The sequence below is a fragment of the Saccharopolyspora hattusasensis genome, from assembly GCF_050972075.1.
GTDB classification, from domain to species: Bacteria; Actinomycetota; Actinomycetes; order Mycobacteriales; family Pseudonocardiaceae; genus Saccharopolyspora; species Saccharopolyspora hattusasensis.
The window spans coordinates 902,779-924,885 of sequence record NZ_JBPCDC010000001.1; the positions used below are offsets into that span (position 1 = coordinate 902,779).

At 69.7% G+C, this 22,107-nt stretch carries 24 protein-coding genes and 1 pseudogene; 16 read left to right on the forward strand and 9 right to left on the reverse strand.

Annotated elements, in window-relative coordinates; all coding sequences use genetic code 11:
* Positions 1–11 precede the first annotated feature (11 nt).
* Both ACRXBZ_RS04230 and ACRXBZ_RS04235 read left to right on the forward strand, forming a co-directional pair.
* On the forward strand, positions 12–485 hold the full coding sequence (locus ACRXBZ_RS04230) for a MarR family winged helix-turn-helix transcriptional regulator (RefSeq protein ID WP_433877881.1): 474 nt from the start codon (positions 12–14) through the stop codon (positions 483–485).
* 115 nt (positions 486–600) lie between these two features.
* Positions 601–1,613 (forward strand): annotated as a pseudogene (locus tag ACRXBZ_RS04235) (acetyl-CoA C-acetyltransferase); the annotation flags it as partial.
* A gap of 94 nt (positions 1,614–1,707) precedes the next feature.
* Here the strand turns inward: ACRXBZ_RS04235 and ACRXBZ_RS04240 are convergent.
* Positions 1,708–2,550 carry a PhzF family phenazine biosynthesis isomerase gene (locus ACRXBZ_RS04240; protein ID WP_433877882.1) on the reverse strand — a complete coding sequence of 281 codons (843 nt, stop codon included), beginning with the start codon at positions 2,548–2,550 and terminating at the stop codon, positions 1,708–1,710.
* 83 nt (positions 2,551–2,633) lie between these two features.
* The gene (locus tag ACRXBZ_RS04245; RefSeq protein WP_433877883.1) at positions 2,634–3,203 is read right to left on the reverse strand and encodes an MBL fold metallo-hydrolase; all 570 of its coding nucleotides are present in this window, start codon (positions 3,201–3,203) and stop codon (positions 2,634–2,636) included.
* A gap of 577 nt (positions 3,204–3,780) precedes the next feature.
* Here ACRXBZ_RS04245 and ACRXBZ_RS04250 point away from each other — a divergent pair.
* Entirely contained in the window at positions 3,781–4,050 is a 270-nt protein-coding gene (locus ACRXBZ_RS04250) for a GlsB/YeaQ/YmgE family stress response membrane protein (RefSeq protein WP_168589524.1), read from the forward strand.
* A 53-nt stretch (positions 4,051–4,103) separates the two neighbouring features.
* Here the strand turns inward: ACRXBZ_RS04250 and ACRXBZ_RS04255 are convergent, their stop codons facing one another.
* Together ACRXBZ_RS04255 and ACRXBZ_RS04260 are read right to left on the reverse strand one after the other, a co-directional pair.
* Positions 4,104–4,940, reverse strand: a complete 837-nt coding sequence (locus ACRXBZ_RS04255; RefSeq protein WP_433877884.1) for a VOC family protein — start codon at positions 4,938–4,940, stop codon at positions 4,104–4,106.
* 275 nt (positions 4,941–5,215) lie between these two features.
* Positions 5,216–7,477: an oxidoreductase gene (locus tag ACRXBZ_RS04260; protein ID WP_433877885.1), complete on the reverse strand. Its 2,262-nt coding sequence runs from the start codon at positions 7,475–7,477 to the stop codon at positions 5,216–5,218.
* A 263-nt stretch (positions 7,478–7,740) separates the two neighbouring features.
* On the opposite strand from ACRXBZ_RS04260, the gene ACRXBZ_RS04265 reads away from it, so the two are divergent.
* From ACRXBZ_RS04265 to ACRXBZ_RS04305, 9 genes are all read left to right on the forward strand, one after another.
* Positions 7,741–8,004 (forward strand): GlsB/YeaQ/YmgE family stress response membrane protein, encoded by a 264-nt coding sequence (locus ACRXBZ_RS04265; protein WP_190815494.1) that lies wholly within the window; start codon positions 7,741–7,743, stop codon positions 8,002–8,004.
* Between the two features lie 160 nt (positions 8,005–8,164).
* A complete protein-coding gene (locus ACRXBZ_RS04270; RefSeq protein ID WP_433877886.1) occupies positions 8,165–8,647 on the forward strand; it encodes an RrF2 family transcriptional regulator in 483 nt (160 codons plus the stop codon).
* A 147-nt stretch (positions 8,648–8,794) separates the two neighbouring features.
* The gene (locus ACRXBZ_RS04275; protein ID WP_433877887.1) at positions 8,795–9,868 is read left to right on the forward strand and encodes an ABC transporter substrate-binding protein; all 1,074 of its coding nucleotides are present in this window, start codon (positions 8,795–8,797) and stop codon (positions 9,866–9,868) included.
* A 31-nt stretch (positions 9,869–9,899) separates the two neighbouring features.
* Positions 9,900–10,688: an ABC transporter ATP-binding protein gene (locus ACRXBZ_RS04280; protein ID WP_433877888.1), complete on the forward strand. Its 789-nt coding sequence runs from the start codon at positions 9,900–9,902 to the stop codon at positions 10,686–10,688.
* Positions 10,675–11,577 (forward strand): ABC transporter permease, encoded by a 903-nt coding sequence (locus tag ACRXBZ_RS04285; protein ID WP_433877889.1) that lies wholly within the window; start codon positions 10,675–10,677, stop codon positions 11,575–11,577. The genes ACRXBZ_RS04280 and ACRXBZ_RS04285 overlap by 14 nt, the downstream gene beginning before the upstream one ends.
* Positions 11,578–12,347: 770 nt before the next feature.
* A complete protein-coding gene (locus ACRXBZ_RS04290) occupies positions 12,348–12,533 on the forward strand; it encodes a hypothetical protein (protein ID WP_433877890.1) in 186 nt (61 codons plus the stop codon).
* 576 nt (positions 12,534–13,109) lie between these two features.
* Entirely contained in the window at positions 13,110–13,397 is a 288-nt protein-coding gene (gene tatA, locus ACRXBZ_RS04295) for a Sec-independent protein translocase subunit TatA (protein WP_433877891.1), read from the forward strand.
* A gap of 300 nt (positions 13,398–13,697) precedes the next feature.
* A complete protein-coding gene (locus ACRXBZ_RS04300; protein WP_168589534.1) occupies positions 13,698–13,886 on the forward strand; it encodes a ubiquitin-like protein Pup in 189 nt (62 codons plus the stop codon).
* 223 nt (positions 13,887–14,109) lie between these two features.
* Positions 14,110–15,306, forward strand: coding sequence for a site-2 protease family protein (locus ACRXBZ_RS04305; RefSeq protein ID WP_433877892.1), 1,197 nt, complete (start codon positions 14,110–14,112; stop codon positions 15,304–15,306).
* Between the two features lie 10 nt (positions 15,307–15,316).
* Here ACRXBZ_RS04305 and ACRXBZ_RS04310 read toward each other — a convergent pair whose 3' ends face one another.
* Complete coding sequence (locus tag ACRXBZ_RS04310) at positions 15,317–16,633, reverse strand: nicotinate phosphoribosyltransferase (protein ID WP_433877893.1); 1,317 nt, start codon at positions 16,631–16,633, stop codon at positions 15,317–15,319.
* A 240-nt stretch (positions 16,634–16,873) separates the two neighbouring features.
* On the opposite strand from ACRXBZ_RS04310, the gene ACRXBZ_RS04315 reads away from it, so the two are divergent.
* From ACRXBZ_RS04315 to ACRXBZ_RS04330, 4 genes are all read left to right on the forward strand, one after another.
* Complete coding sequence (locus tag ACRXBZ_RS04315) at positions 16,874–17,008, forward strand: hypothetical protein (protein WP_433877894.1); 135 nt, start codon at positions 16,874–16,876, stop codon at positions 17,006–17,008.
* Positions 17,009–17,022: 14 nt separating this feature from the next.
* Positions 17,023–17,268, forward strand: a complete 246-nt coding sequence (locus ACRXBZ_RS04320) for an L-lactate permease (protein WP_433877895.1) — start codon at positions 17,023–17,025, stop codon at positions 17,266–17,268.
* 224 nt (positions 17,269–17,492) lie between these two features.
* Positions 17,493–18,011, forward strand: a complete 519-nt coding sequence (locus tag ACRXBZ_RS04325; RefSeq protein WP_433883795.1) for a GtrA family protein — start codon at positions 17,493–17,495, stop codon at positions 18,009–18,011.
* Between the two features lie 84 nt (positions 18,012–18,095).
* The gene (locus ACRXBZ_RS04330; protein WP_433877896.1) at positions 18,096–18,377 is read left to right on the forward strand and encodes a CPBP family glutamic-type intramembrane protease; all 282 of its coding nucleotides are present in this window, start codon (positions 18,096–18,098) and stop codon (positions 18,375–18,377) included.
* 113 nt (positions 18,378–18,490) lie between these two features.
* Here the strand turns inward: ACRXBZ_RS04330 and ACRXBZ_RS04335 are convergent, their stop codons facing one another.
* From ACRXBZ_RS04335 to ACRXBZ_RS04350, 4 genes are all read right to left on the reverse strand, one after another.
* Positions 18,491–19,333 (reverse strand): class I SAM-dependent methyltransferase, encoded by an 843-nt coding sequence (locus ACRXBZ_RS04335; RefSeq protein ID WP_433877897.1) that lies wholly within the window; start codon positions 19,331–19,333, stop codon positions 18,491–18,493.
* Positions 19,334–19,434: 101 nt separating this feature from the next.
* The gene (locus tag ACRXBZ_RS04340) at positions 19,435–20,604 is read right to left on the reverse strand and encodes a DUF6923 family protein (RefSeq protein WP_433877898.1); all 1,170 of its coding nucleotides are present in this window, start codon (positions 20,602–20,604) and stop codon (positions 19,435–19,437) included.
* A complete protein-coding gene (locus tag ACRXBZ_RS04345; RefSeq protein WP_433877899.1) occupies positions 20,604–21,371 on the reverse strand; it encodes a bestrophin-like domain in 768 nt (255 codons plus the stop codon). Before ACRXBZ_RS04345 ends, ACRXBZ_RS04340 begins: the two co-directional genes overlap by 1 nt.
* Entirely contained in the window at positions 21,368–21,628 is a 261-nt protein-coding gene (locus ACRXBZ_RS04350) for a helix-turn-helix domain-containing protein (protein ID WP_168589541.1), read from the reverse strand. Before ACRXBZ_RS04350 ends, ACRXBZ_RS04345 begins: the two co-directional genes overlap by 4 nt.
* Between the last annotated feature and the right edge of the window lie 479 nt (positions 21,629–22,107).

Here is a 22,107-nt window from a genome sequence, read left to right on the forward strand (position 1 = left end):
GGAGCATCCCGGTGAGCAGCAAGACCGGCCCGGACCCATGCACCGACGATGACGAGATCATCACCTGGTGGGGACTGGTGATCGAGGGCTACCACGTCACGCAGGAGCACATCGCGGCCGAGATCAGCGAGCGCTTCCGACTCCCCCAGGCGTCCTTCGACATCCTGCTCCGCCTGGTCCGCACCCCCGAGCACCGGATGCCCATGACCAAGCTCGCCCACGAGGCGGCGCTCAGCAGCGGCGGCTTCACCAAGGTCGCCGACCGCCTCGCCAAGGCCGACCTGATCCGCCGCGAGCCGTGCGACACGGACCGACGGGTCACCTACGCGGTGCTCACCGAGCACGGCCGCGACATCGCCGAACGCTCCCGCGCAGCGTGTGCCGAGATCCTGCGCAAGCGCGTCCTGGCGCCACTCGGCAAGGCCGACTCCGCCGCGCTCGCCGACGCCATGCGCACCCTCCGCGCCGCCAACAGCCCGGACTGACCGCAGCCCTTCGGCCTGCCGACGAATGACACCGGCCCGACGTATCCACCGCGGCGCTGTGCTACGAACGAAACGGCGGCGGAGTGGCCGCCACCGGGACTCGAAGGAGCAAGCGATGCGCGAAGCGGTGATCTGCGAACCGCTGCGCGGAGCCCGATCGGCCGGTTCGGCGGGGTGTTCAAGACCGTGCCCGCCGGCGAGCTGGCGTCGACGGTGATCAAGGCCCTGGTGGACCGCACCGGGCTGCCCGGTGGGGCGATCGACGAGGTGATCCTCGGCCAGTGCTACCCGAATTCCGACGCCCCGGCGATCGGTCGAGTCGCCGCGCTGGACGCGGGCCTGCCCGTCGAGGTCGGCGGCACCCAGGTGGACCGGCGTTGCGGGTCCGGTTTGCAGGCCGTGCTGGACGGCGCGATGCAGGTGCAGACCGGCGTCAGCGACGTGGTGCTGGCCGGCGGCGCGGAAAGCATGAGCAGCGCGCCGTTCTACACCACCGAGGCGCGGTGGGGTATCCGCGGCAGCGGGCTGGAGTTGCACGACGCGCTGGCACGCGGCCGGGTGACCGCGGGCGGCAAGAAGTTCCCGGTGCCGGGCGGGATGCTGGAAACAGCGGAGAACCTGCGCCGCGAGTACGAGATCTCACGCACCGAGCAGGACGAGCTCTCGGTCCGCTCGCAGCAGCGCGCCGCCGCCGCGCAGCAGGCCGGGCGGTTCGACGACGAGATCGTGCCGGTGACGGTGCGTTCCCGCAAGGGCGACACCGTTGTCGACGTGGACGAACACCCGCGCCCGGATACCACTATGGAAAGCCTGTCGGCGCTGAAGCCGGTGCTCGGCAAGTCCGATCCGGAGGCGACTGTCACCGCGGGCAACGCCAGCGGGCAGAACGATGCCGCCGCGGTTTGCGTGGTGACGACGCCGGAACCGACGGAACTCGGACTGCGCCCGCTGGTGCGGCTGGTGTCCTGGGCGCGGGCCGGCGTGCCGCCGCGCACGATGGGCATCGGCCCGGTCCCGGCGACCGCGAAAGCCTTGCAGCGCACCGGAATCTGCCTGGCCGACGTCGATCTGATCGAGCTCAACGAGGCATTCGCGGCGCAGGTGCTGGCCTGCACCCGCGAGTGGGAACGCTCACGGGACCTATCTGAGCACGCGCCCCTGGTTCCGGCGAGTTCCGGGGGTGATCCCGGGCAGGGCTCTGACCATCAGCGATCGCCCGCGCTCAACCGGGAATCGGCACGGCCGCGCCGGTGACGGTCACCTGGGGATCAGCGGGGTCGATGCTGACGACGAGTTCGCTGCGCCGCCCCATGTCCTGCCCTTGCACAATGGTGATCCGGCTCGAGCTCGACATCTTCCCCAGGGTCCGCAGGTAGCCGCCGTACGCGGCCGCGGCCGCGCCGGTCGCCGGGTCCTCGACGACGCCTCCGATCGGGAACGGGTCGCGGGCGTGCACGATCTCGGCGTCCTGCTGCCAGAAGATGTGCACCGTGGTCCAGCCGTGCTCCCGCATCACGTCGGCGAGCCCGTCGAAGTCGTAGTCGAGGTCGGCCAGGCGTTCGCGGGATCGCGCGGCCAGCACGAGGTGGTCGTTGCCGCCGAACGCGACGTGCGGCGGCCAGGCGGGATCGAGGTCGCCGCGAGACCAGCCCAGGACGTCCAGGGCGCGGTCGAGTTCCGCGTCGGTCGCCGACCGCGACCGGGTGGGCACGCTGGTGAGACTGGCGACGATGCCGTCCTGCTTGTCGGTCCGCACCTCGATGGTGCCCGCCGGGGTTTCGAAGACCAGGTCGCCGACCCCGTCGCGTTCGGCCAGCGCGACGGCGGTGGCGATCGTGGCGTGACCGCAGAAGGCGACTTCGGCCAGCGGGCTGAAGAAGCGGAGCCCGTAGCGGCGCGCGGCCGGATCGATCGGGCTGAGGAACGCCGTCTCGGAGTAGCCGACGTCGGCGGCGATCCGCTGCATGGTGGGGTCGTCGAGCTCCTGGGCGTCGAGCACGACCCCAGCGGGGTTCCCGCCGCTGGGGTCGGTGGTGAAAGCGGCGTAGCGCTGCACATCGGTCATGCCACGAACACTGCCCGCAACGCGCTCTCGTGTCCAACCATAGTTACCGATCATCCCCATTTCAGAAGTCGATACCATTGACCTCACCGGCCACGTGATGCTGGAGCTGATGCTGACCCGGCCCGGCGACCGGGGTTCGACGATCGTCCTATGTGGTCAGATCTCGTAGGTGGCGTCGGCCCGGACCAGCTCCGCGGGGCCGTCGAAGGCTTCGGTGGCCTCTTCGAGGAGTGCTCTTGTACCGTCCACGGGGAGTAGTGGGTGAGCAGCAGTTTGCCGACTCCCGCCGATGCCGCCGCTGCGCCTGCTTGTTTGCCCGACAGGTGCATTCCGCTTGGCTGGCCCGGGGAGTCCAGCCAGGATTCTTCGGACAGCACGACGTCCGCTCCGGCCGCCAGCTTGGCGATCCCGTCGCTGGGGCCGGTGTCTCCAGTGAAGGCGAACACCCTGCCCTCCGCCTCGATGCGCAGGCCCCAGGTCGGGCACAGGTGGTCGACCGGGACCGCGCGGATCTCGAACGCACCGACCTGCACCGGATCGACCGGTGGGGCCAGGAACTCGAAGGTGTCCGAGAGGTCCGTGTCAGCGAGCTGCTCGGCCTTCGCCGCGTAAAGCGCGGCCAGGCGGCTCGGCGCTTCCGGCGGCGCATACACGGGCAGGCGTTGCTGTTTCGGGTCGCGCGGCGGGTTCGGCCGGTAGCGCAGGTACCCCGCCAGCGGGGCGACGTCGTGTTCAGGTTCACCGGCACATTGATCGACGCCGCGAGGTTCCCCGCCGAACGGCCCGGCACCCCATCGGCCGAACGGCCGAATCGTGAACCCGCAGGTGGGCCAAGTATCGGCATCGGCATGTGTCCTCGCCCCCCGAATACCCGGATGGTCGACCGCCCGCGCACCGAACGAGGAACGCTGGCGCCGGCAATGGAAGTGGCGCCCCAACCGTGGCCCACGACGGCTCAATCAGGCGGAGGAGATCGGATAAACAAACAGCTGCGCGATTTCGCGCGAAATCGGCACTTGCCAGGCGTGGCCAACGCCGATTTCGCGCGAAATCGCCGGTCCTCGTGGGGGGAGGGCGGCGATTTCGCGCGAAATCGCCGCGTCGTGCGTCGCGGGCCGCAGCGACCGGGTGTTGCGTAGCTAACGGCGCTGGCTGCGGCTGGTGCGTCGTGGTCACCGCGTCCGGTAGCGTGATCTAGCAGGGACCAACCCGGACTATGGGGTGAATGCAATGCTTTGGACGGTCATCGGCTGGCTCGTTTTCGGGCTCATCGCGGGCTTCATCGCTCGAGCGGTCGTGCCGGGCAAGGACGACATCGGCATCCTGATGACGATCGTGATCGGCGTCGCGGGATCGGTCGTCGGCGGTTTCCTGTTCGGCCTGCTCACCGTCGGTTTCCGCGGATTCCAGCCTGCCGGGTGGATCGGCTCCATCATCGGCGCCGTCATCGTCCTGGTCATCTACAACAAGGTCACCGGGCGCAAGCGGCTCCGCCGCTGACCTGCGCACCCGGTGGGCCAACGAGCGCCCGGCCCACCGGGACGAGCCCGGCTTCAGTCGTCGTAGGGGTCGTCGTTGCCCGCGGTACCGTACTCGCTGGCCTGGCTGGGATCGACGATCGCGAAGCGCGCCCCGGTCGGATCCCGCAGGACGGCGACGCGGCCGAGGCTGGAGTCGTAGGGATCGACCCGGATCCGGCCGTCCAGGGCGACCGCCCGGTGCACCAGTTCGTCGGTGCCCACCTCTTCGTCCACGCCGAGGTAGAGCAGCCAGTGCGGTCGGGCTTCGGTGCTCATGTGCTCCCGGATCATGCTGACCCGGGCGAGCACGGAATCCTCGTCGAGGTACCACACCTCGTATCCGGTGCGGTGTTCGGTGCCGAACTGCTCGGCGGTGTAGCCGAAAAGTTCGGCGTAGAAGTGGTCCGCGGTCTGGGCCTTGATGGTCACCAGTTCGGCCCAGACCAGGGTGCCCGGCAGGCCGACGTCGAACTGCCAGGAAGGATCCGGTTCCAGCAGCCCGAATTCGTCGCCGGCGGGGCTGGTCAGCACCAGTTTCACGCCCAGCTCTGGCACGCGGCTGCGGGGCACGATGATCTGCGCACCGAGCTTTCCGGCTTCGGCGGCCGTTCTCGCGCTGTCCTCGGCGGCGAGGAACAGCCGCCACTGGGACCGGCCGTCGGCGGAATCCCGGATGCTGGCCACCGGAAAGCCCTCGTGGGCGGCGATCACGTGCAAGCCGGCGCGCGGGTCGTGGTGGGTCTCGTAGTCCCAGCCGAACAACCCGGCGTAGAACTCGCAGGCCTTGTCGACGTTGGTGGTGACGAGTTCGATCCAGCACGGCGTCCCGTCGAGGAGGTTCCCGCGCGACGCATCCAATTCAGTTCCCATGACGAACGCACCCCCAGCGGCCGGCCCGTGATCATCACCATTATCTCCCGCCGGTCGCCGGTCAACTGATCGGCGCGGATCACGATCCGGCCAAACATCCGGATATTTCGAATATTTCCCGACGAGCACCCCGGAGCCCTAATTGGACTTCGGCGCTGCGGCGCGAGGATGCGCGCGCCCCGCGGCATGGCTACGGGGTCACCGACGAGCTCACCCTCGCAGCTCACACCGCCGCCCAGAACGAACCGGGAAACAGCCTCCTGTTGCCGCCGCGTTCAGCGTTCTCGGTGCAGGCCTCTGCTGATGCCCGCCGCGACCGTCGTGGCCAACGTCCAGCCGACGGCGATGAGGACGACGGTGACCCACTGCGAAGCGCCGCGCGCTTGCCACATGTCGTCGTGGCCGAGGGTGACCACCGGCAGCATCTGGTCCAATGCGTACAACAGCGGGTTCCAGACCGGGTGGTCCTGCTCGTTGATCGGGATCAGCGGGTGGAAAGCGAACCACGCCGTGCCACCGGTTACGAACAGGAGCATCCAGGCCAGCGCCCGCAGCGGCCGATATCCGTAGCCGACCGTGATCCGCTGCAAGAGGCTCCACAGCCGCACCGGCCATCGCAGGCCTGGACGGGCGGCGGCACTGATCGCCGCATAACGGTGGCGCTGCTTCTCGATGAGCGTCGTGACCGCGTGCTCTTCAAGCCCGTTGGCCCGGAATACCTTGGCGAGCTGGTCGTACGGGCCCGGCTGGTACACGTCGTCCGAGGTGGCGCGCAGCAGGCCGAGCCGTCGCCGCACCCGTTCCTGGTCCGCGAGCTCGTAAGACTCGGAGAAGTTCTCGTAGGCGAACTCCTCGAAGTCGAGGCCACCGGTGGCCGCCCAGAGCTCGGCGTTGTCGGCGAGCAGTTCGCACTGCGCCTGCCGCAGCGTGATCCTCCCCTGCGGCGCGGTGCGCGGGAAGAGGGTCATCTCCTGCGTCACCACGCCGAATGCGTTCAGCGCCGCTGGTGAAGCACCGTCGCCGAGCTCGCAGCCCCAGAAGTTGAGGTGTCGGCCGACCGCGGTCCACCGCAGTTCCACCGCGCCCTCGGCGCGGAACGGCCGGCTGCCCTCCGCGCACACCAGGTCGCGTTCGATCCGGGCGGCTCGCAGGTCCAGCGATGCCTTGTACGCCTTTCGGTGCTGGTGCCATGCGGGCTTGGTCAGGTGCGCCGAACGCAGGTCGATGTTCGCGCCGACCCGCACGCCCTGCAGCTGGAGCGATCCGGCGATCGCGGTGTCGCGGCATTCCAGGTTGCTGCCCACGACCGCCCTGCTGGCCCGCAGGACGTCGGTGCGCGGCCCCACCAGTTGCGCGTCGTTGAGCTGGATGCTGCCGCTGACCTGGATGTCGGTCATCCGGAACTGCCCGTGCACGACGATCTTGCGCGCGTCGAGGTTGCCGAGGATCTGCGTGCCGTCGAGGTGCGCCGCGCGCAGCGGATGCTCCACCGAAGCTGCTGGTGAGCGCAACCAGCCCAGGTCGAGCCGGGCGCCCGCCATCCGTAGGTTGCCGCCGACGGTGGCGCTGACGAGCCGAAGCGTGCCGCCGCTGCGGAAGTTCTGGTCGAGCTGGATATCGCCGCGGATCTCCGCGCGGTCGGCGATCAGGGTCGCGGCCGGGTCGTCGTGCTGCGAGTCGCCGTGGCGCGGCGGCTGGACGCCAGGTTCGAGCACCGCGTCTCGCAGCCGCAGATCACCTGAGATGCGTGCGCTCGGCAGCAGCAGCCGTCCGGCCGCCGTGAACGGCCTGCCGGTGCCCGGGTCGACGTCCAGTCGCAGCGAGCCGCCGATCTGGATCCCGGTGGCGTTTAGCGCATTGCGGCCTCGGTTGCGCAGAACTCCGCCGGACAGCGTCAGGTTGCCGCCGACCTGCGCGCCGGGGATGCGGATCTCCCCCGCAGCCTGCAGGCGGATGCCCAGCAACGCACCGGATACCTTCAGCCGGTCGCCGTAGATCGCGCGGTGTCCGGGATTGCGCAGTTCGCTGTCGTTGAGCAGCAGCGAGCCGCCGAGATCTGCGTCGGCCAGATCCAGGACTCCGCCGATGCTCCGGCAGCCGCGCAGCACTGTGTCGTTGCTGACGCTGAGGTTGCGCGCGTTGAGGCCGGGGAACCGGCAGCGCCACATCACCAGCCCGGCCAGGCGGGCCTGCCGCAGGTCCGGGGCGTTCTCGAACCGGCAGCCGACGAATTCCAGCAGGTAGGGCAGTTCGGCGTTGCGCAGCTCGACCCGGCCGGTGATCGCCGCGTCCTCGATCTGGATCACCAGCGGTTGGGCGCCGCGGCGGTTGAACAGGCGCCAGCCGCCGTCTTCCAGGGAGTCGATCAGCCGGCGGGCGAGGTATTCGCCACGGATCTCCCGTTCCGCCGCCTCGCCGTGCCCGTCCACCGGCGGCGCGGCCTCGTCGGCCGGCACCGTGCCCGGCCTGAGCAGGTCGTCGAAGCGCCGCTCGGCGACGCTCTGCGGTCCACCGTTGTCCCACGGTCTGCCCGGCACGGCGTGCTCTCCATCGCTGTTCGGCCAAGTGATCCACACGTACGGTAGCCGATCGGCCACCCCCGCATGAGACGTTCGGCCGGATCCGCGGGTCGCGCGCACCCCCGGGAATTTCGTCCACACTGGACAAATCTCGGCCCCGGACGGAGGGACGGATGAGATCAACGTCACGACTCCTCGATCGGGGGCGAGCCCTGACACTGGGATCTGGGATGCTGCGCCCGCCAGGCCAAGATCGAAACGCCAACGCAGGGAGGATGCCCATGAGCATCATCGGCTGGATCGTGCTGGGACTGCTCGCCGGCGGTATCGCGAAGGTGCTCATGCCGGGCCGGGACCCCGGCGGCTGCATCGTCACGATCCTGCTCGGCGTCGCGGGAGCCTTCGTGGGCGGCTGGGTCGGCAAGACCCTCTTCCACGTCGAGCTCGGCACGTTCTTCGACCTGCGCACCTGGGGCCTGGCGATCCTGGGCGCGCTGATCCTGCTGATCGGCTACCGCCTGATCTTCGGCAAGCCCCGCGACTAAGGCCTGTTTCGGAAGTGGTTTGCGTAGCGGTGCGGGTAGCGGAACCTCAGACGCCTTCTCACTGCGGGATCCCCGACATCATGATGCCGAGCCCGCGGCCCGCGTTCGCACCAACCGGCTGGCGGCGCGGGCGTTCGCGCTGGTGATGGAGAATGCGGGCATGCGCATTTCGGCCAAGGTGGATTACGCGGTACGTGCTCTCGTCGAGCTCGCGCGCCTGTCACCGGGAACGGTGGCAAGGGCCGAAGATGTGGCCGCCGCCCAGGACATCCCGCGCAACTTCCTGCTGGCGGTGTTGGCCGACCTGCGCCGGAGCGGGATCGTCGCCAGTCGGCGCGGCCAGGCCGGGGGCTGGGTGCTGGCCCGCCCGGCGGAAGCGGTGTCCGTGGCGGACGTGATCCGGGCCGTGGACGGGCCGCTGGTGAGCGTGCACGGGGTGCGACCGGAAGACGTCCGCTACGAACCTTCGGTGGCCGTGCTGCAGCAGGTGTGGATCGCCGTTCGCAGCAGCCTGCGGGAGGTGCTGGAGGAGGTCACCCTGGCCGACCTGATGCACGACAACCTCCCGGTCGCCGTGGCCGGACGCACCCGCAGCCCCGAGGTGTGGCAGAGCCGGTCAACGCGGCGGCGTCCTACCACGTGAGACCACGTGCTCAACTGGCGGATCAAACTGTACTGTCCCTATCGACTTTGTCGCCAATACGACGAAAGAGCAGGTCGGAACGGGTCTGGCGGGCCGAAGCAAGGCCCCGGCACCGGTTCTGCTCCCGTCGTCCGAAGGGACCGCAACGTGAGCATCGCGCCACGCAAACCACGGGCACTGGCCGTGGCGGCCGCCGCACTCTCCTTGTTCGCCGCCGTGGCCGGGTGCTCGCGCGCCGAACGCACCACCTCCGATGCCGAGGCGCCGCCGGCGAACACCGCCCCGGCCGCCGAGGTGCGCCTGGGTTACTTCCCGAACGTCACCCACGCTTCGGCACTGATCGGCCTGGACAAGGGCCTGTTCGGCAAGGAGCTGGGCGCCACCAAGCTCACGCCGGTGCAGTTCAGCGCCGGGCCAGAGGAGGTCTCGGCGCTGCTGGGCGGCTCGCTGGACATCGGTTTCATCGGCTCCGGCCCGGCGATCAACGCCTTCGCCAAGTCCGGCGGGCAGACGGTTCGCCTAATCTCGGGGGCCACCTCCGGCGGCGCCCAGCTCGTCGTCGCGCCGCAGATCAACAGCCCGCAGGACCTCCGGGGCAAGACCGTCGCGGCGCCGCAGTTCGGCAACACCCAGGACGTCGCGCTGAAGAAGTGGCTCGCCAACAACCAGCTCGGCGACGTCCAGGTGCAGAACATCGAGAACTCCCAGACCCTCGACCAGTTCCGGCAGGGCCGGCTGGCCGGTGCCTGGCTGCCCGAGCCGTGGGCATCGCGCCTGGTGCACGACGCGGGCGCCAAGGTGCTTCTCGACGAGAAGCAGCTGTGGCCGGAGGGGAAGTTCCCGACCACGGTCGTCGTGGTGCGCACCGAATTCCTCAAGCAGCATCCGCAGACCGTGCAGGCCGTCCTGCGCGGCTTGCTCGCCGCCAACGACCTCGCCGCCGCGAATCCGGCCGAAGCCAAGACCGCCGTCAACAAGCAGCTCAAGGAGCTGACCGGCAAGGAGCTGTCGCCCGAGGTCATCGACCGGGCGTTCACCGGGATCGAGCTGACCGCCGACCCGCTGGCCTCCCGGTTCCCGCAGCTGGCCCAGGACCAGGTGACCGCGGGGATCGAGCGGCAGGCCCCCGACCTGAAAGGCCTGGTGGACGTCACCGCGATCAACGCCGTGCTGGAAGCGGCCGGCAAGCCGAAGGTCGCCGACGGCGGACTGTCCGGATGATCGACCACGTCGCGAGGAAGGCAACCGAGAAATGACCGCCGTCCTGCACGCCCCCGCGAACGCCGACCACGTGGTCCGGTTGACCGGGGTGCACAAGAGCTTCGGCGAGGCACGCCGCAGCATCACGGCGCTGCACGGCATCCATCTGACCGTCCGGCCGGGCGAGTTCGTCTGCCTGCTCGGCGCGTCGGGGTGCGGCAAGACGACGCTGCTCAACCTGATCGCCGGGTTGGACGAGCCGTCGCGGGGCACGATCGAGCTGAGCGGCTCGCGGCCCGCCGTGATGTTCCAGGAAGCCGCGCTGATGCCCTGGCTGACCGCGGCGGGCAACGTCGAACTGCCGCTGCGCCTGGCCGGAGTCGACCGCGCCACCCGCCGCGAACGCGGTCGCGAACTGCTGGACCTGGTCCGGTTGGGGAACGTGGGCGGCAAGCGCCCGCACGAACTCTCCGGCGGGATGCGCCAGCGGGTGGCGCTGGCCCGCGCGCTGGCGTCCGCGCTCGGCGCCTCCGACGACGACGCGTCCGCCTCGCTGCTGCTGATGGACGAGCCGTTCTCCGCGCTGGACGCGATCACGCGGGACGTGTTGCAGTCCGAACTGCTGCGCGTGTGGGAGTCCACCGGGGCCGCGGTGATGTTCGTGACCCACGACGTCCGGGAAGCGGTCCGGCTCGGCCAGCGCGTGGTGCTGCTGTCGTCCCGGCCGGGCCGGGTCGTGCAGGAGTGGACCACCGATCAGTCCACTTCGGACGGTCCGGGTCTCGTCGAGGTGATCAACCGTCGGCTTCGGGAGGTGATCAGCGACCATGCCTCGGCCTGACAGCATCCGCACCACCACGCCGGACACCGATCTCGACGCCGCGGTAGAAGCCGGTCTCGACGCCCTGGACACCCCGCCCGACCCGCAGCCGGACACCCGCAACCGCTGGCGCCGGTTCGCGGGCGCCGTCCTGCCTCCACTGGTCGCGCTCGCCTTGGCGCTCACCGCCTGGCAGGCGCTGTGGGCATCCGCGCTGTGGCCGGAGTTCAAGCTGCCGGAGCCGCAGGCGGTCGGCTTGGAACTGTGGGACGAGATCACCAGCGGCAACGCGCTGAGCTTCATCTGGACCTCCGTGCACCGCGCCGTGATCGGGTTCCTCATCGGCATCGCCATCGCGACCCCGTTGGGACTCCTGGTGGCCAAGGTCCGGGTGATCCGCTCGGCGATCGGCCCGCTGTTGTCCGGTCTGCAGAGCCTGCCGTCGGTGGCCTGGGTTCCGGCCGCCGTGCTCTGGTTCGGCGTCACCCCCGCGACGATGTACACGGTGCTGCTGCTGGGTTGCGTCCCCTCGATCGCCAACGGCTTGGTCGCCGGGATCGACCAGATCCCGCCGATCCTACCGAGGGTCGGCAAGGCGCTGGGTGCGGGCCGACTCGCGACGGCCCGGCACATCCTGCTGCCCGCCGCGCTGCCCGGCTACCTGGCCGGGTTGAAGCAGGGATGGGCGTTCTCCTGGCGCTCCCTGATGGCCGCCGAGATCATCGCCACATCCCCCGAACTGGGCAAGGGCCTCGGGGCCTACCTGGAAAACGGCCGCCTGCTCTCCGACATGCCCACCGTCATCGCCGCCATCGCGCTGATCCTGCTGGTGGGCGTGGGCATCGAACTGCTGGTCTTCCGTCCGCTGGAACGCGGCATCCTGCGCGCCCGCGGCCTCGGGACCGCGTGAGAGGGCCAAGGCTGTTCGGAACTCGTCTTCGCGTGGCGGCGCGGGTGGCGGCCGCGGCACCCCGATCGACACCGGGAAACCCCAGTCGTACGGGTGGCCGGCCAGTGCTCGATGAAGATCGCGCGGATCTCGGTCTTCGCCGACTCGCCTAAGCCACGGCGCAGCAACGAAAACCAGGGCACGCGAAGGCGCCACCCCACCACACCACACCACCGGCACGATTGTCGTGAGCGGTTTCGAGCGCTATAGCCCCGAAAACCGCGCACGGGCCACCTCGGAACGCACCGATCATCACCACCGCCCGCACCTCCTAGGCGAATGGCCGACCGAGACGAATCCCGCACCTGCCAGCGAAAAGCGACTACCGGTCAAACCCGGCTACGGATCAACCTGCAACCAAACCGCCACAAGCCCGGCCCCGGGATTCCGCCACCCTGCAATGCAAAAGCCCCACCCCGCCAGACCGCTCCTGGCCATCCCCGTGGCACAAAGCCGAACCGGGGCTGCGGGACGGAGGTCAAGCCGTTCACCCCCGAAGGGGCGGCCGAAGGCCGGGCTTGACCTCCGGCCCGCACCCCCACACTCCACCCACCACGGGGATGGCCCACCCACAACAGAACCGCCGCAAGCCCCAAACCCGGCAAAAGCCCAACCTAGAAAGCGAAACACACCGCCACTCCCCCCCGCCCCCTTTGCCGGCGCCGTTGTCGCCGACGTCGTGGACGTTGTCAAGCCTCCGCGATGATCTTCCGTGGTACGAGCAACCGGCATTGTCTGTTGGCGTCCCCGACTCCGAAACAGGCGCGCTCGCCTGGCAGGCCCAACCCCCGATGTTTCCGGCGAACGGCACCAACGCGGAACCCGTCGACTACTGGTTGGGCGGACTGCACCACACGCCGATGGACGCACACACGGAAGTACCGATCGACCTCGTCCTACGGGCCGTTGACGAGTGATCGCCGGCAGCACCGGGCCGCCTCGCACATTGGTTGACGCAAGGCACGCCACCAGCGGTGATGGCGTCCCCGCCCGGTGTCGGGGCGCTTGGTGCGCGGCGCCGTCCAGCCGGAGGGCCGGGGCGGGCGCGAGGTTTGGGACAGATCATCCAAAGTGGATCTTTCGACGACCCCGCAGCAGGCGATGTTCATCTCTTGCTCGTCGGTCCTTGTGGCTCGCCGCGCCACCGGCGAAATCCGGTCTGCCCCGATGTCGACCACAGTGGATGAACTCGACGCGATGCAGATGCGGGTGCGTCCGCAGGACAAGTCCGTCCTACCTGCGCTTCTCGTCGTTCGTGCCAGTGCCCAGAACTGCCGGAACAAGATCCAGATAGCGGATTTGTCCTGGTCAGGAATCAAACGGGAACCCCGGGACCGGCCGGGTTCGGGTATACACTGCACCCTGTTGAGAAACGACGGGTCACCTGATCTCACGGGGGCCGGTACGCCGCAGATCCCCGCACCGGCCGCCCGCCCGGCCGACGGCGTCGTCGCAGGGCTCAGGTGTCCACGACAGCGAATGGAAGTGCACCCATGGGTTCGCTCAGTGCCTGGCACTGGCTGATCGTGCTCGCTGCGGTCCTGCTGCTGTTCGGATCGGCAAAGCTGCCGCAGATGGCGCGCTCGCTCGGCCAGTCCGCCCGCGTGCTCAAGGCCGAGGCTCGCGGCCTGAAGGAGGACGAGCAGGCCGCCTCCCGGCCCACCACCGAGCAGGACCGGCTGGACACCGGCAAGCCCAGCCCGCAGCAGGCCGACGACAAGCAGCAGGCCGACGACAAGCAGCAGGTCGACGACAAGCAGCGCAACGACCCCAAGAACTGACGGGTCCTCCCCGGCCGGGTTCGACCCGGCGCGCGAGGAGGACCACCGGCAGTACCGGCTTCCGGCCCCGGCCGCCCACGACGACCGGGGCCGCCGCGCGTCGGCCGGGCTCAGCCACGGCGGAAGCACCGTGTTCTGCACCGCCCGCACCCAGAACAGCGTGTCGGCGTAGACGCCGGGCCCATCGGCCCTAGCGGGTGTTGTTCGCGCTCGCGACCCTCTTCCTCAGCGGGCTTCAGGTTCGCCGGTAGCACCAAACGCGGGTGGTGGGCACGCGCGACGACCGCAGGGAGGCACCGGATGCGCCAGGAGAGACCCAAGCGGCACGACCGGTCCGAAGACGAGGCACCTGAGCCGACGCCCAGCGGCCAGGACCGGCGCGACGAGCTCGACGACACCACCGACGCCATGCTGGACGAGATCGACGACGTCCTCGAGGAGAACGCCGCCGAGTTCGTGCGCTCGTACATCCAGAAAGGCGGCGAGTGACCGCACCGGCATCGGCTCGTCGTCCCCCGGAATCGTTTCCGCCATGCGCCTCGTCCGTCTGGGCGATATGGGCGTTTCCCGGTGACAGTCCACACTGTTCTGTCCGCGACCCGCCGTGATGCCCGCCGGCAAGCCTCCTGCCGGAAGTCCACCCGTCACCGGGCGGTCGCTGGGGAGGCACACTGGAGGAAAGGCTGAGTCCGGCGGGTTGCGGGGTGCGGTCATGCGCGGAACGGTCCCGGTGGGGCGAGTAGCTGGGGTGCGGATCGGGCTGCACTGGAGCGTGCTCGGCATCGTCGTCCTGGTCGCCGCCGGATTGGCCGTCTACCAGCTGCCGCTGGCGTTTCCCGGGCACTCCTCGCTCGGCTACGCGCTGGCCGGGGTCGCCGCCGCGGTCCTCCTGGTCGCCTCGCTGCTGGCGCACGAACTCGCGCACGCGATCGTGGCCCTCCGCAACGGCGTCGCCGTCGAGGGCATCACGCTGTGGCTGCTGGGCGGTATCGCCCGGCTGCGGGGCGAAGCGCGCAGCCCCGGCGCTGACCTGCGCATATCTATCGTCGGTCCCGCAACCAGCGCGGCCGTGGGCGTGGTCTTCGGCGCGCTGGCCTGGGGCGCGGCCCGGTCGGACGCGAGCGACCTGATCGTCGGGGTGCTGAGCTACCTGGCCCTGCTGAACCTCGTGCTGGCGGTGTTCAACCTCGTTCCGGCGGCTCCGCTGGACGGTGGCCGCGTGCTGCGCGCGGCGCTGTGGCGGTGGCACGGGGACCGGTTCAAAGCGGCCGTGTGGTCGGCGCGCGCCGGGCTCGGGCTCGGCTACCTGCTCATCGCCGCCGGATTCGCGCAGTTGATCACTCAGGGGGCCGCCGGACTGTGGTGGGTCCTGCTGGGGTTGTTCATCACGAACGTGGCCTTCGCCGAGGAGCGCCAGGCCCGCGTGGGGTTGGCCCTGGCCGGAGTGCGGGTGCGGGATGTGATGTCGCACCCGGTCGAGGCGGTGGACGGCCGGTTGACGGTCGGCGATTTCCTGATCCGCGAACGCGGGCACGCCAGCTTCCCGGTGCTGCTCGAGGACGGCAGCGTCGGCGGATTGGTCTCCCTCCGCCGCGTCCGCTCCCTAGCCGCGCACGACCGACCGACGACCGCCCTGCGCGACGCCGCCTGCCCGATGGACCGCGTGCCCACCGCGGCACCGGACGAGCCCCTGGCATTGGTCCTGCCCCGGCTGTCCGAGTCCACCGACGGCCGCATCCTGGTCTTCGACGACAGCAGGTTGGTGGGCATCGTGTCGCCTTCGGACATCAGCAGGACCATCGTGGCGCACGGTCTCGAAGTCGCCCTGCCCGCAACCGTTGAACGCGAAGCGAACCGGAAAGCCCCGCCGTCGAACTGGTGGTATCCCGGCCAGCCGCACTCCCGCTGACCGGCGGCGTTCACAGTGCCTGTTCGAGGCGGTGCCGGACGGCTTCGGCGGACCGCACCAGCACTTGCGTCGGGAGCACGTCCACCGATGTGGGGCCGGTGAGCAGGCGAGCCGACTCGGGTAGCCACCGCAGGTCTCGCGCGAACCGGCGCCGCGCGGTCTGGACCGGCTCCGGCTGAGCGGCCCGCACGCCACCGCACATGACGGGCTGTAGGAGCGGTTCGCGCCCGGCTGGGGGCTTTTCGGTGCGCAGCGCGAGCAGATCGGGTTGTCCGGGTTCGCCGCGGTAGACCTGCTTCGCGCCGGGTGCGGTCAGCTTGCCCGCAGACAGCTTCATCACCGGCATTCCGCCGTATTCGACCAGCTTGTAGGCGCTGTCCAGGGACGGCGCGTCAGCGGACACCCCCATGCGGGTGCCCACGCCGAACAGGTCTATCGGCGTGGCGGCGAGTTCCGCGAGCGCGTGTTCGTCGAGCCCGCCGCTGGCCATGATCCGAGCGCGGGTCAGCCCGGCGTCGTCGAGCAGCCGACGCGCCTGCACCGCCAGGTCCCCGAGGTCGCCGGAGTCCAGCCGGATCCCGATGCGGTTACCGGCCGGCAGGTCCTTGGCGACCTCGATCGCCGTGCGCACGCCGCGCAGGGTGTCGTAGGTGTCGACCAAAAACACCGTGGCATCCGGGAAATCGGCGGCGAACGCCCGGAACGCGGTGCGCTCGTCGGGGAACGCTTCGACGTAGGAGTGCGCCATCGTGCCAGCGGCCACCAGTCCGAACTCGCGTGCGGCGGCCACGTAGCTGGTGCCCGCGAATCCAGCGATGGCCGAGGCACGAGCGACCGCCCGGGCGGCCTCCAGACCGTGGGTTCGGCGGGCGGCGAAATCGACCAGATCCGCTTGCGGTGCGGCGATCCGGCACCGCGCCGCCTTGGCCGCCACCGACGACTGGAACGTCACGAAGTTCAGCAGCGCCGTCTCCACCAGCTGCGCCTGCGGCAGCGGCGCCGTCACTTCCAGGAAGGGCTCACCGGCGAAAACCACCCGCCCTTCGGGCACGGCCCACACGTCACCGGTGAAGCGCAGCTCCGCCAACGCCGCCAGGTCGCTTTCCGCCAGGTGCACGACGTCGCCGAGGTACGTCAGGTCGTCGGCGCTGAAATGCAGCCGCGCCAGGAAGTCCAGGCAGTCGGCGAGTCCTGCCGCGACGAGAAAACCGCGTTCACGCGGGAGTTCCCGCGCGAACAGGCTGAAGGTCGCCGGGGCCGTCATGTCCCGGCGCAGGTAGCTGGCCGCCATCCTGAGCTCGTACAGATCGGTGCGCAGACCCGTCATGGCCGTCGTCACCTCTCAGCAATGAGCCGACGGGGTCCTCCGACCGTCGCGCAGCCCGCGCGCCGTCTGCAAGGGGAGATGGTCACCGGACGCGAGTTGCTCGTGGGAGCCGTGTGAGCGGCGTTCGCGGTGTGGCGCAACGGCGGTGGCAACAGAGGACCTTCGGCCGCATGACTGCACGCCCTGCGCCCGCAACGCTCGACGAACATCCCGTTCACCGAGGCCCGCCGGGAGGAATCGATGAGTGTAGGCCACGAGATGCGCTGGGGCGGGCTGGCCGGCCTCGCTTCGCTCGTGCTCGCCATCGTGGCGGGCATCCTGCTCCGCGGCGCTCCCAGGATCACCGCTCCAGCGACACCATCGCCTTGTACCTGACCAGGGCGTTGCAGGTGACGGCCGCGCAGCGGGCCGGCATCGATCCGCTGCTGGCCGCCGCCGCGAACGGCTCCGGGGGCGTGCTCGGCAAGATGATCTCGCCGCAGAACCTGGCCATCGCCGCCGGGGCGGTCGGCATGGCGGGCCGGGAGGGCGACATCTTCCGCCGGGTGCTGCCGTGGAGCATCGGCTTCCTGGCCCAGATGTGCGTGCTCGTCTACCTGCAGTCCCTGCCGGTCCTGGCCTGGATGGTCGTCTGACCACCGCTGATCGCTCCCGATCCGGCGTGATGTTCGCGGGCCGCTTGGATACGGCGGCGGAACGGAATTCGAACAATCCCTTAACGGCGGGCGAGAAGATGCTGCCCGCCGGCCCGCGAGCACGACTTGGCGCCGGGGAGCTTCCATAGGATGGGCCGAGCGGCGACTCCGCCAACGGGCGGTGTCGGCTGCTGCCCGAATGTGATTGGTGCGCTGGGGTGAGGATGGAAGATCAGGCCACGACGACCAGAGCGAGCGCGGCCGAGCGGGTCGGCGACCTGCTCACCGCGTGGGTCGACCGGTTCCCGGCCTGGCTTCGCCGCGCGGTCTCCCGCGAGTTCGTCGGCTTCGCGATCCTGGGCGGGTTCACCTTCCTGATCGACCTCGCCATCCTGGCGTCGCTGCGCACTTGGACCCCGTTGCCGCTGCCGGTCGCCGTGACCGTGTCATACGTGTTCGCCTTCGGGCTGAACTTCGTGCTCAACCGAACGGTCAACTTCCGGTCGCACGCCCCGGTCGGCGGCCAGGTCCTCCGCTACGCGATTGTCGTCGTCTGCGACTACGGGCTCACCATTGGCGTGACCACGGGGTTTGCCGCGCTGGGCGTGGACTTCCGGCTGGCCAGGCTGGTCGCCGGGGCGTGCGTAGCGCTGTTCACCTACACCGCCTCCCGCCGGTGGGTGTTCCGACAGGAGGAACGCGACCGGCCTGGCACGGCGCCCGAACCCTACGAAGCCCGCTGACATACGTCCACTGAGGACGATGCGGCGAAGCCCCAACGTCAGAGCCGCACACGCGGTGTGGAGGGACGACTGCGGTGACGGTGGATGGGCTACTGCGCCAGGTCGGCCTTCCTGGGCTTCGTCCTGGTCACCGCCGTCGACCTCGTCCTCAACTGGTGGGACGCCACGTCGTGGCCGGGGTGGCTGACGTTCCTGGCGGTGGTCGCCATCTCGGTGGCGGTCATCCCCGTGCAGGCCGCCACCGAGGAATACGTCTGCCGCGACTGGCTCGTGCAGAACTTCGCGTCCTGGGCCCGCACGCCGTGGCCCGGTGCGGTGGCCAGCTCGTTGCTGTTCGTCGTACTGCCAGCGGTGCCACGGTGCTAGCTAGCAAGGTGCTTCACCGCGTCGCAGTAGTCGATCACGCGATCTGCATACTCTGTCGCGGCCTCCACTCGTCGCCGATTCCGACGTGTGGACTGGAGGTGGCCTTCGTGCGGTCAGCGTCGCTGCGCCTCGACCAGCCAGTTGGCCGAGTCGTAGAGCACACCGCGATCGGTGCAGTGCTCGGTCATGCTCGCCCGCAGGTCGTCGAGAGCTCGTTCCCTGCCATCCGCGTCGAGGCCCTCGAGCAGGCCGGCGAACTGGCCGGAGACGAAATCGCAGGCGTCGTCGACGTCGCGGCCGAAGTACATCGGCTCGTTGAGACCGCGCAACCGAACGCCGGAAAGCCCGGCCGAGGTCAGCAGCGCCCGCACCCGGCCGGGGTCGCCGAAGGAGAACGGCGGCGGTTCCGGCAGATCCCGGCCGGAGGCCAGCGCCGTCCGGAAGGCGCTGATCCACTCGTTGCGCTCGATGGGCTGCCAGACCAGCAGGACCATGCGCCCGCCCCGGCGTATGGCGCGCACGACGTTCTCGAAAGCCGCTGCGGGATCGCCGAAGAACATCACGCCATGCCGGCTGATGGCGACGTCGAAGTGCTCCTCGGCGAACTCGTGGATCTGGGCGTCTGCTTGCAAAAAGGTCGCGTTCGCCACCTGCTCCCGCTCCGCCCGCGCGCGGGCGAGCTCGACCATCTGCGAGGAGAGGTCCACGCCCAGCGCAGCGCCGGTGGCCGCCCGGCGGGCGGCGTCCCGGGTCGTCTGCCCGGTCCCGCACCCGATGTCCAGCACGTTCAAAGCTGGACCGATCCCCGCCGCGTCGAGGAATTGGTCGCGGTAGCGGGCGACGCCTTCGTCGATGCGGTCGGCGCGGGCGGTCCAGTGGTCACCCTGGGCGCCGTCCCAGGCGCGAAGCTGCTCGACGTTGGACGAATCGACCTGCACTGCAACACGCTCGTTCACCAGACCCCCAAGTACGAAGCAACGTTGGATGAGACTAGAGGGACGAGAGTCCGTGAGTGATTTTGGGTGCTATCGCGACCAAAACCACTCACGGTAGGGTCTCACCGAAGGCGGCGCACTGCGGCACTGCCGCCGATCAACAGGAGCAACATCGCCAGGGCCCAGCGCCGCTTCTCCTTGGTGTCATGCCCAGCGTGATCAGCGCCAGGTTCCTGCGTCGGCGGAGCGTAGGCGCCGGGCTCCGGAGGCGGTGCGGGGGGCGGTCGGGAGGACGTCGGCAGGGTCGGTGGCGGAATCCGGCTCGGCGTGGGCGCAGTGGAGCTTTGGCCGGGACGCGTCGGGGTCGGCGTCGGAGCTAGGGTCGTCGAAAGCGGCGGCTGGGTCGATGGAGTCGTGGTCGGCGGCTGGGGCGGCGGTGGGCTGGGCGGTGGGGTCTGGCGTAGGCACCCGGCGGCGTCGGAGCTCGACATCGGTGGCATCGTGGCCAGCCTCGTCACCGAACCGTCGCGGCTGACCCGGTACAGCCCGCCGACCTGGTTGGCCGTGACGTAGAGGGCCCGGTCGGGACCGATCACCACCGATCCGTAGCCGCTCGGCGGCAACCCCGGCGCATCCGCGAGCTTGCTGACGCGCCCGCTGCCCCGGTCGATGCGCACGACCGCCGGCAGGCCGTGGTGGGTCATAGAAACCCCGTACAACTCGCCGTCCACCGGATCGACGTCGAAGTCGTCCAACGCGAACGGCCCGTGCCACGGCTGGATCGCCGTCATCGACAGCACGCTCAGGTACATCGCACTCGTCGGATCGACGTCCACTGCGTACAGGAATCCGCCATCCCCGACGTACCAGCGGTTCCCCTTGATCGCACCGGCTTTCGGGGAGGTCAGCGGACGCGCGGCGGCTCTCACCGGGCCCAGGTCATGCGCCCGTCCGGCCCGGTCCAGCGCCACCACGTGGGCGCCGTCGGGGAACCGCCCGAACGGGCCCCGCTCGGCCATGCCGTACACCAGGCCCTGCGAACCGGAATAGCCGCCGGAATAGCCGAGCGCGTTCATCTGGTACTCCAGCATGCCGAGCCCGGTGCTGTCCGCAGCCGGTAGCACCACCCGGTACAGCGCGGAAACCGAGCCCGGCCCGATGTTGCGGACCTGCAGTACCGTGCATCCCGGTGCCGCCCCCGCGGACACCACCCAGCCCGCCGGGGCCACCAGCACCACCGCCACAAGAGCCGCCGCAAGGGCCGCCGCAAGGGCCGCGAAACGCCACCGCATCAACTTCGACCGAGCCGTTCGAGCGCCCACAGGAATGCGTCCGGACCGATCCGCGATCCGCCGCTGAACGGGTTCTGCAACTGGAAGATCGCGAACAGCAGCAACGCCAACGCACCGGCCAATGTGGACACCAGCACGATGTGCGGGAACAGCTTGGTGCCGCCGAAGAGGTTCGTCAGCAGCACGCACACCACGTTGCCCAGGATCAGCACGAACCACACGACCGCGACCACGCCGCGGTCGAACGCCCTGGTGAGCCGCTCGTGCCGCTCCTGGTAGACCTGGCCGAGCTGGGTGATCGCCTCGGTCTTGCGGTCCTCCTGGAACTCCCCGTCGGCGGGCGCCTGCAGCACCGTCGCCCGCAACCGGTCGAGCTGCGCCCAACCCGGGCCGTCCACCTGGCCGCTCTGCTGCATGACGGGCCATTCCCCGTCGATGACCGTGCGCACGTACTGCGTGCTGAGCTCGCGCGCCTCGTCACCGGTCGACCCGGGCAGCGCATCCGCCGCCCAGGAAACCGAAACCAGGGCCTGCGCCTCCCGGTAGACGCCTTCACGCGCGTCGGTCACGGTGTCGAACAGCGTCACCAGCACGAAGGCCAGCACCACCGCCTGCAGACCGCAGACGATGGTGAACACCTGGCCGGCCGCGTCGTTGTTGCTCGGCCACCCCTCGTCCTGACCGAGCCGGCGCACCAGGTAGCCGATCATCGCGGCGGCCACCGACGCGCTCAGCACCCAGATCAGGCCGTTGAGGTAAATGCTCATTCCGCTCCTCCGACGGCGGATTCGCCGCGCACCACGACCTGCCGCGGCTCGGGCAGCAGCAGGTCGCCGACGCCGCACCCGAGCACCGCGCAGATGATGTCGAGGTCGTCCAGCTTCAGGCTGGCCGGGGTCTTGGACCACAGACCGGACATCTTCCCGGCGGAAATAACCAGGCCACGCTCGGCGAGCCGCCGTTGCATGTCGGTGGCCTTCCAGATGCCGCGCTGGGCCGCGACCAACCGCAGGTTCCACTTCATGCCGACATCTCCCCCCGAGTCGCTCCGAGCGACTGGACGCCGCATTCGCACACGCTCCCCCGCCTCCCAAACTCAAGCCGCGGGCGCCGACAACGTCTGGTCGACGCGATTTCAGGATTTCCGAAGAAGAACCGGGCAGAACCCGGTTTCAACGTGAACCGAACAGTACTCCTCGATCACCAGAACTCGGATAACCCGATTCGTGGAATCCGAGATCACAGCTTCGTCGCCCACCCGGAGCAATCCCCCCGGGGAATATGCCAGAAATTGCGCATTTGATTGGCGCGAACGGAATCCATTTGGCCGAATACCGGAATGCGATCGCATCGACGATCACGCTGCGTTCCGCGCAAGCCGCGATTCAGGTGATCTTGACGATGCGACATTCGCGCCGGTCCGGGCCATCGCACGCAGCACGTTCGGGTGACTGTACGGCCGAGATCGCTGGTGCTAACGTCGCCGTCGGCAGCGAGAAGGCA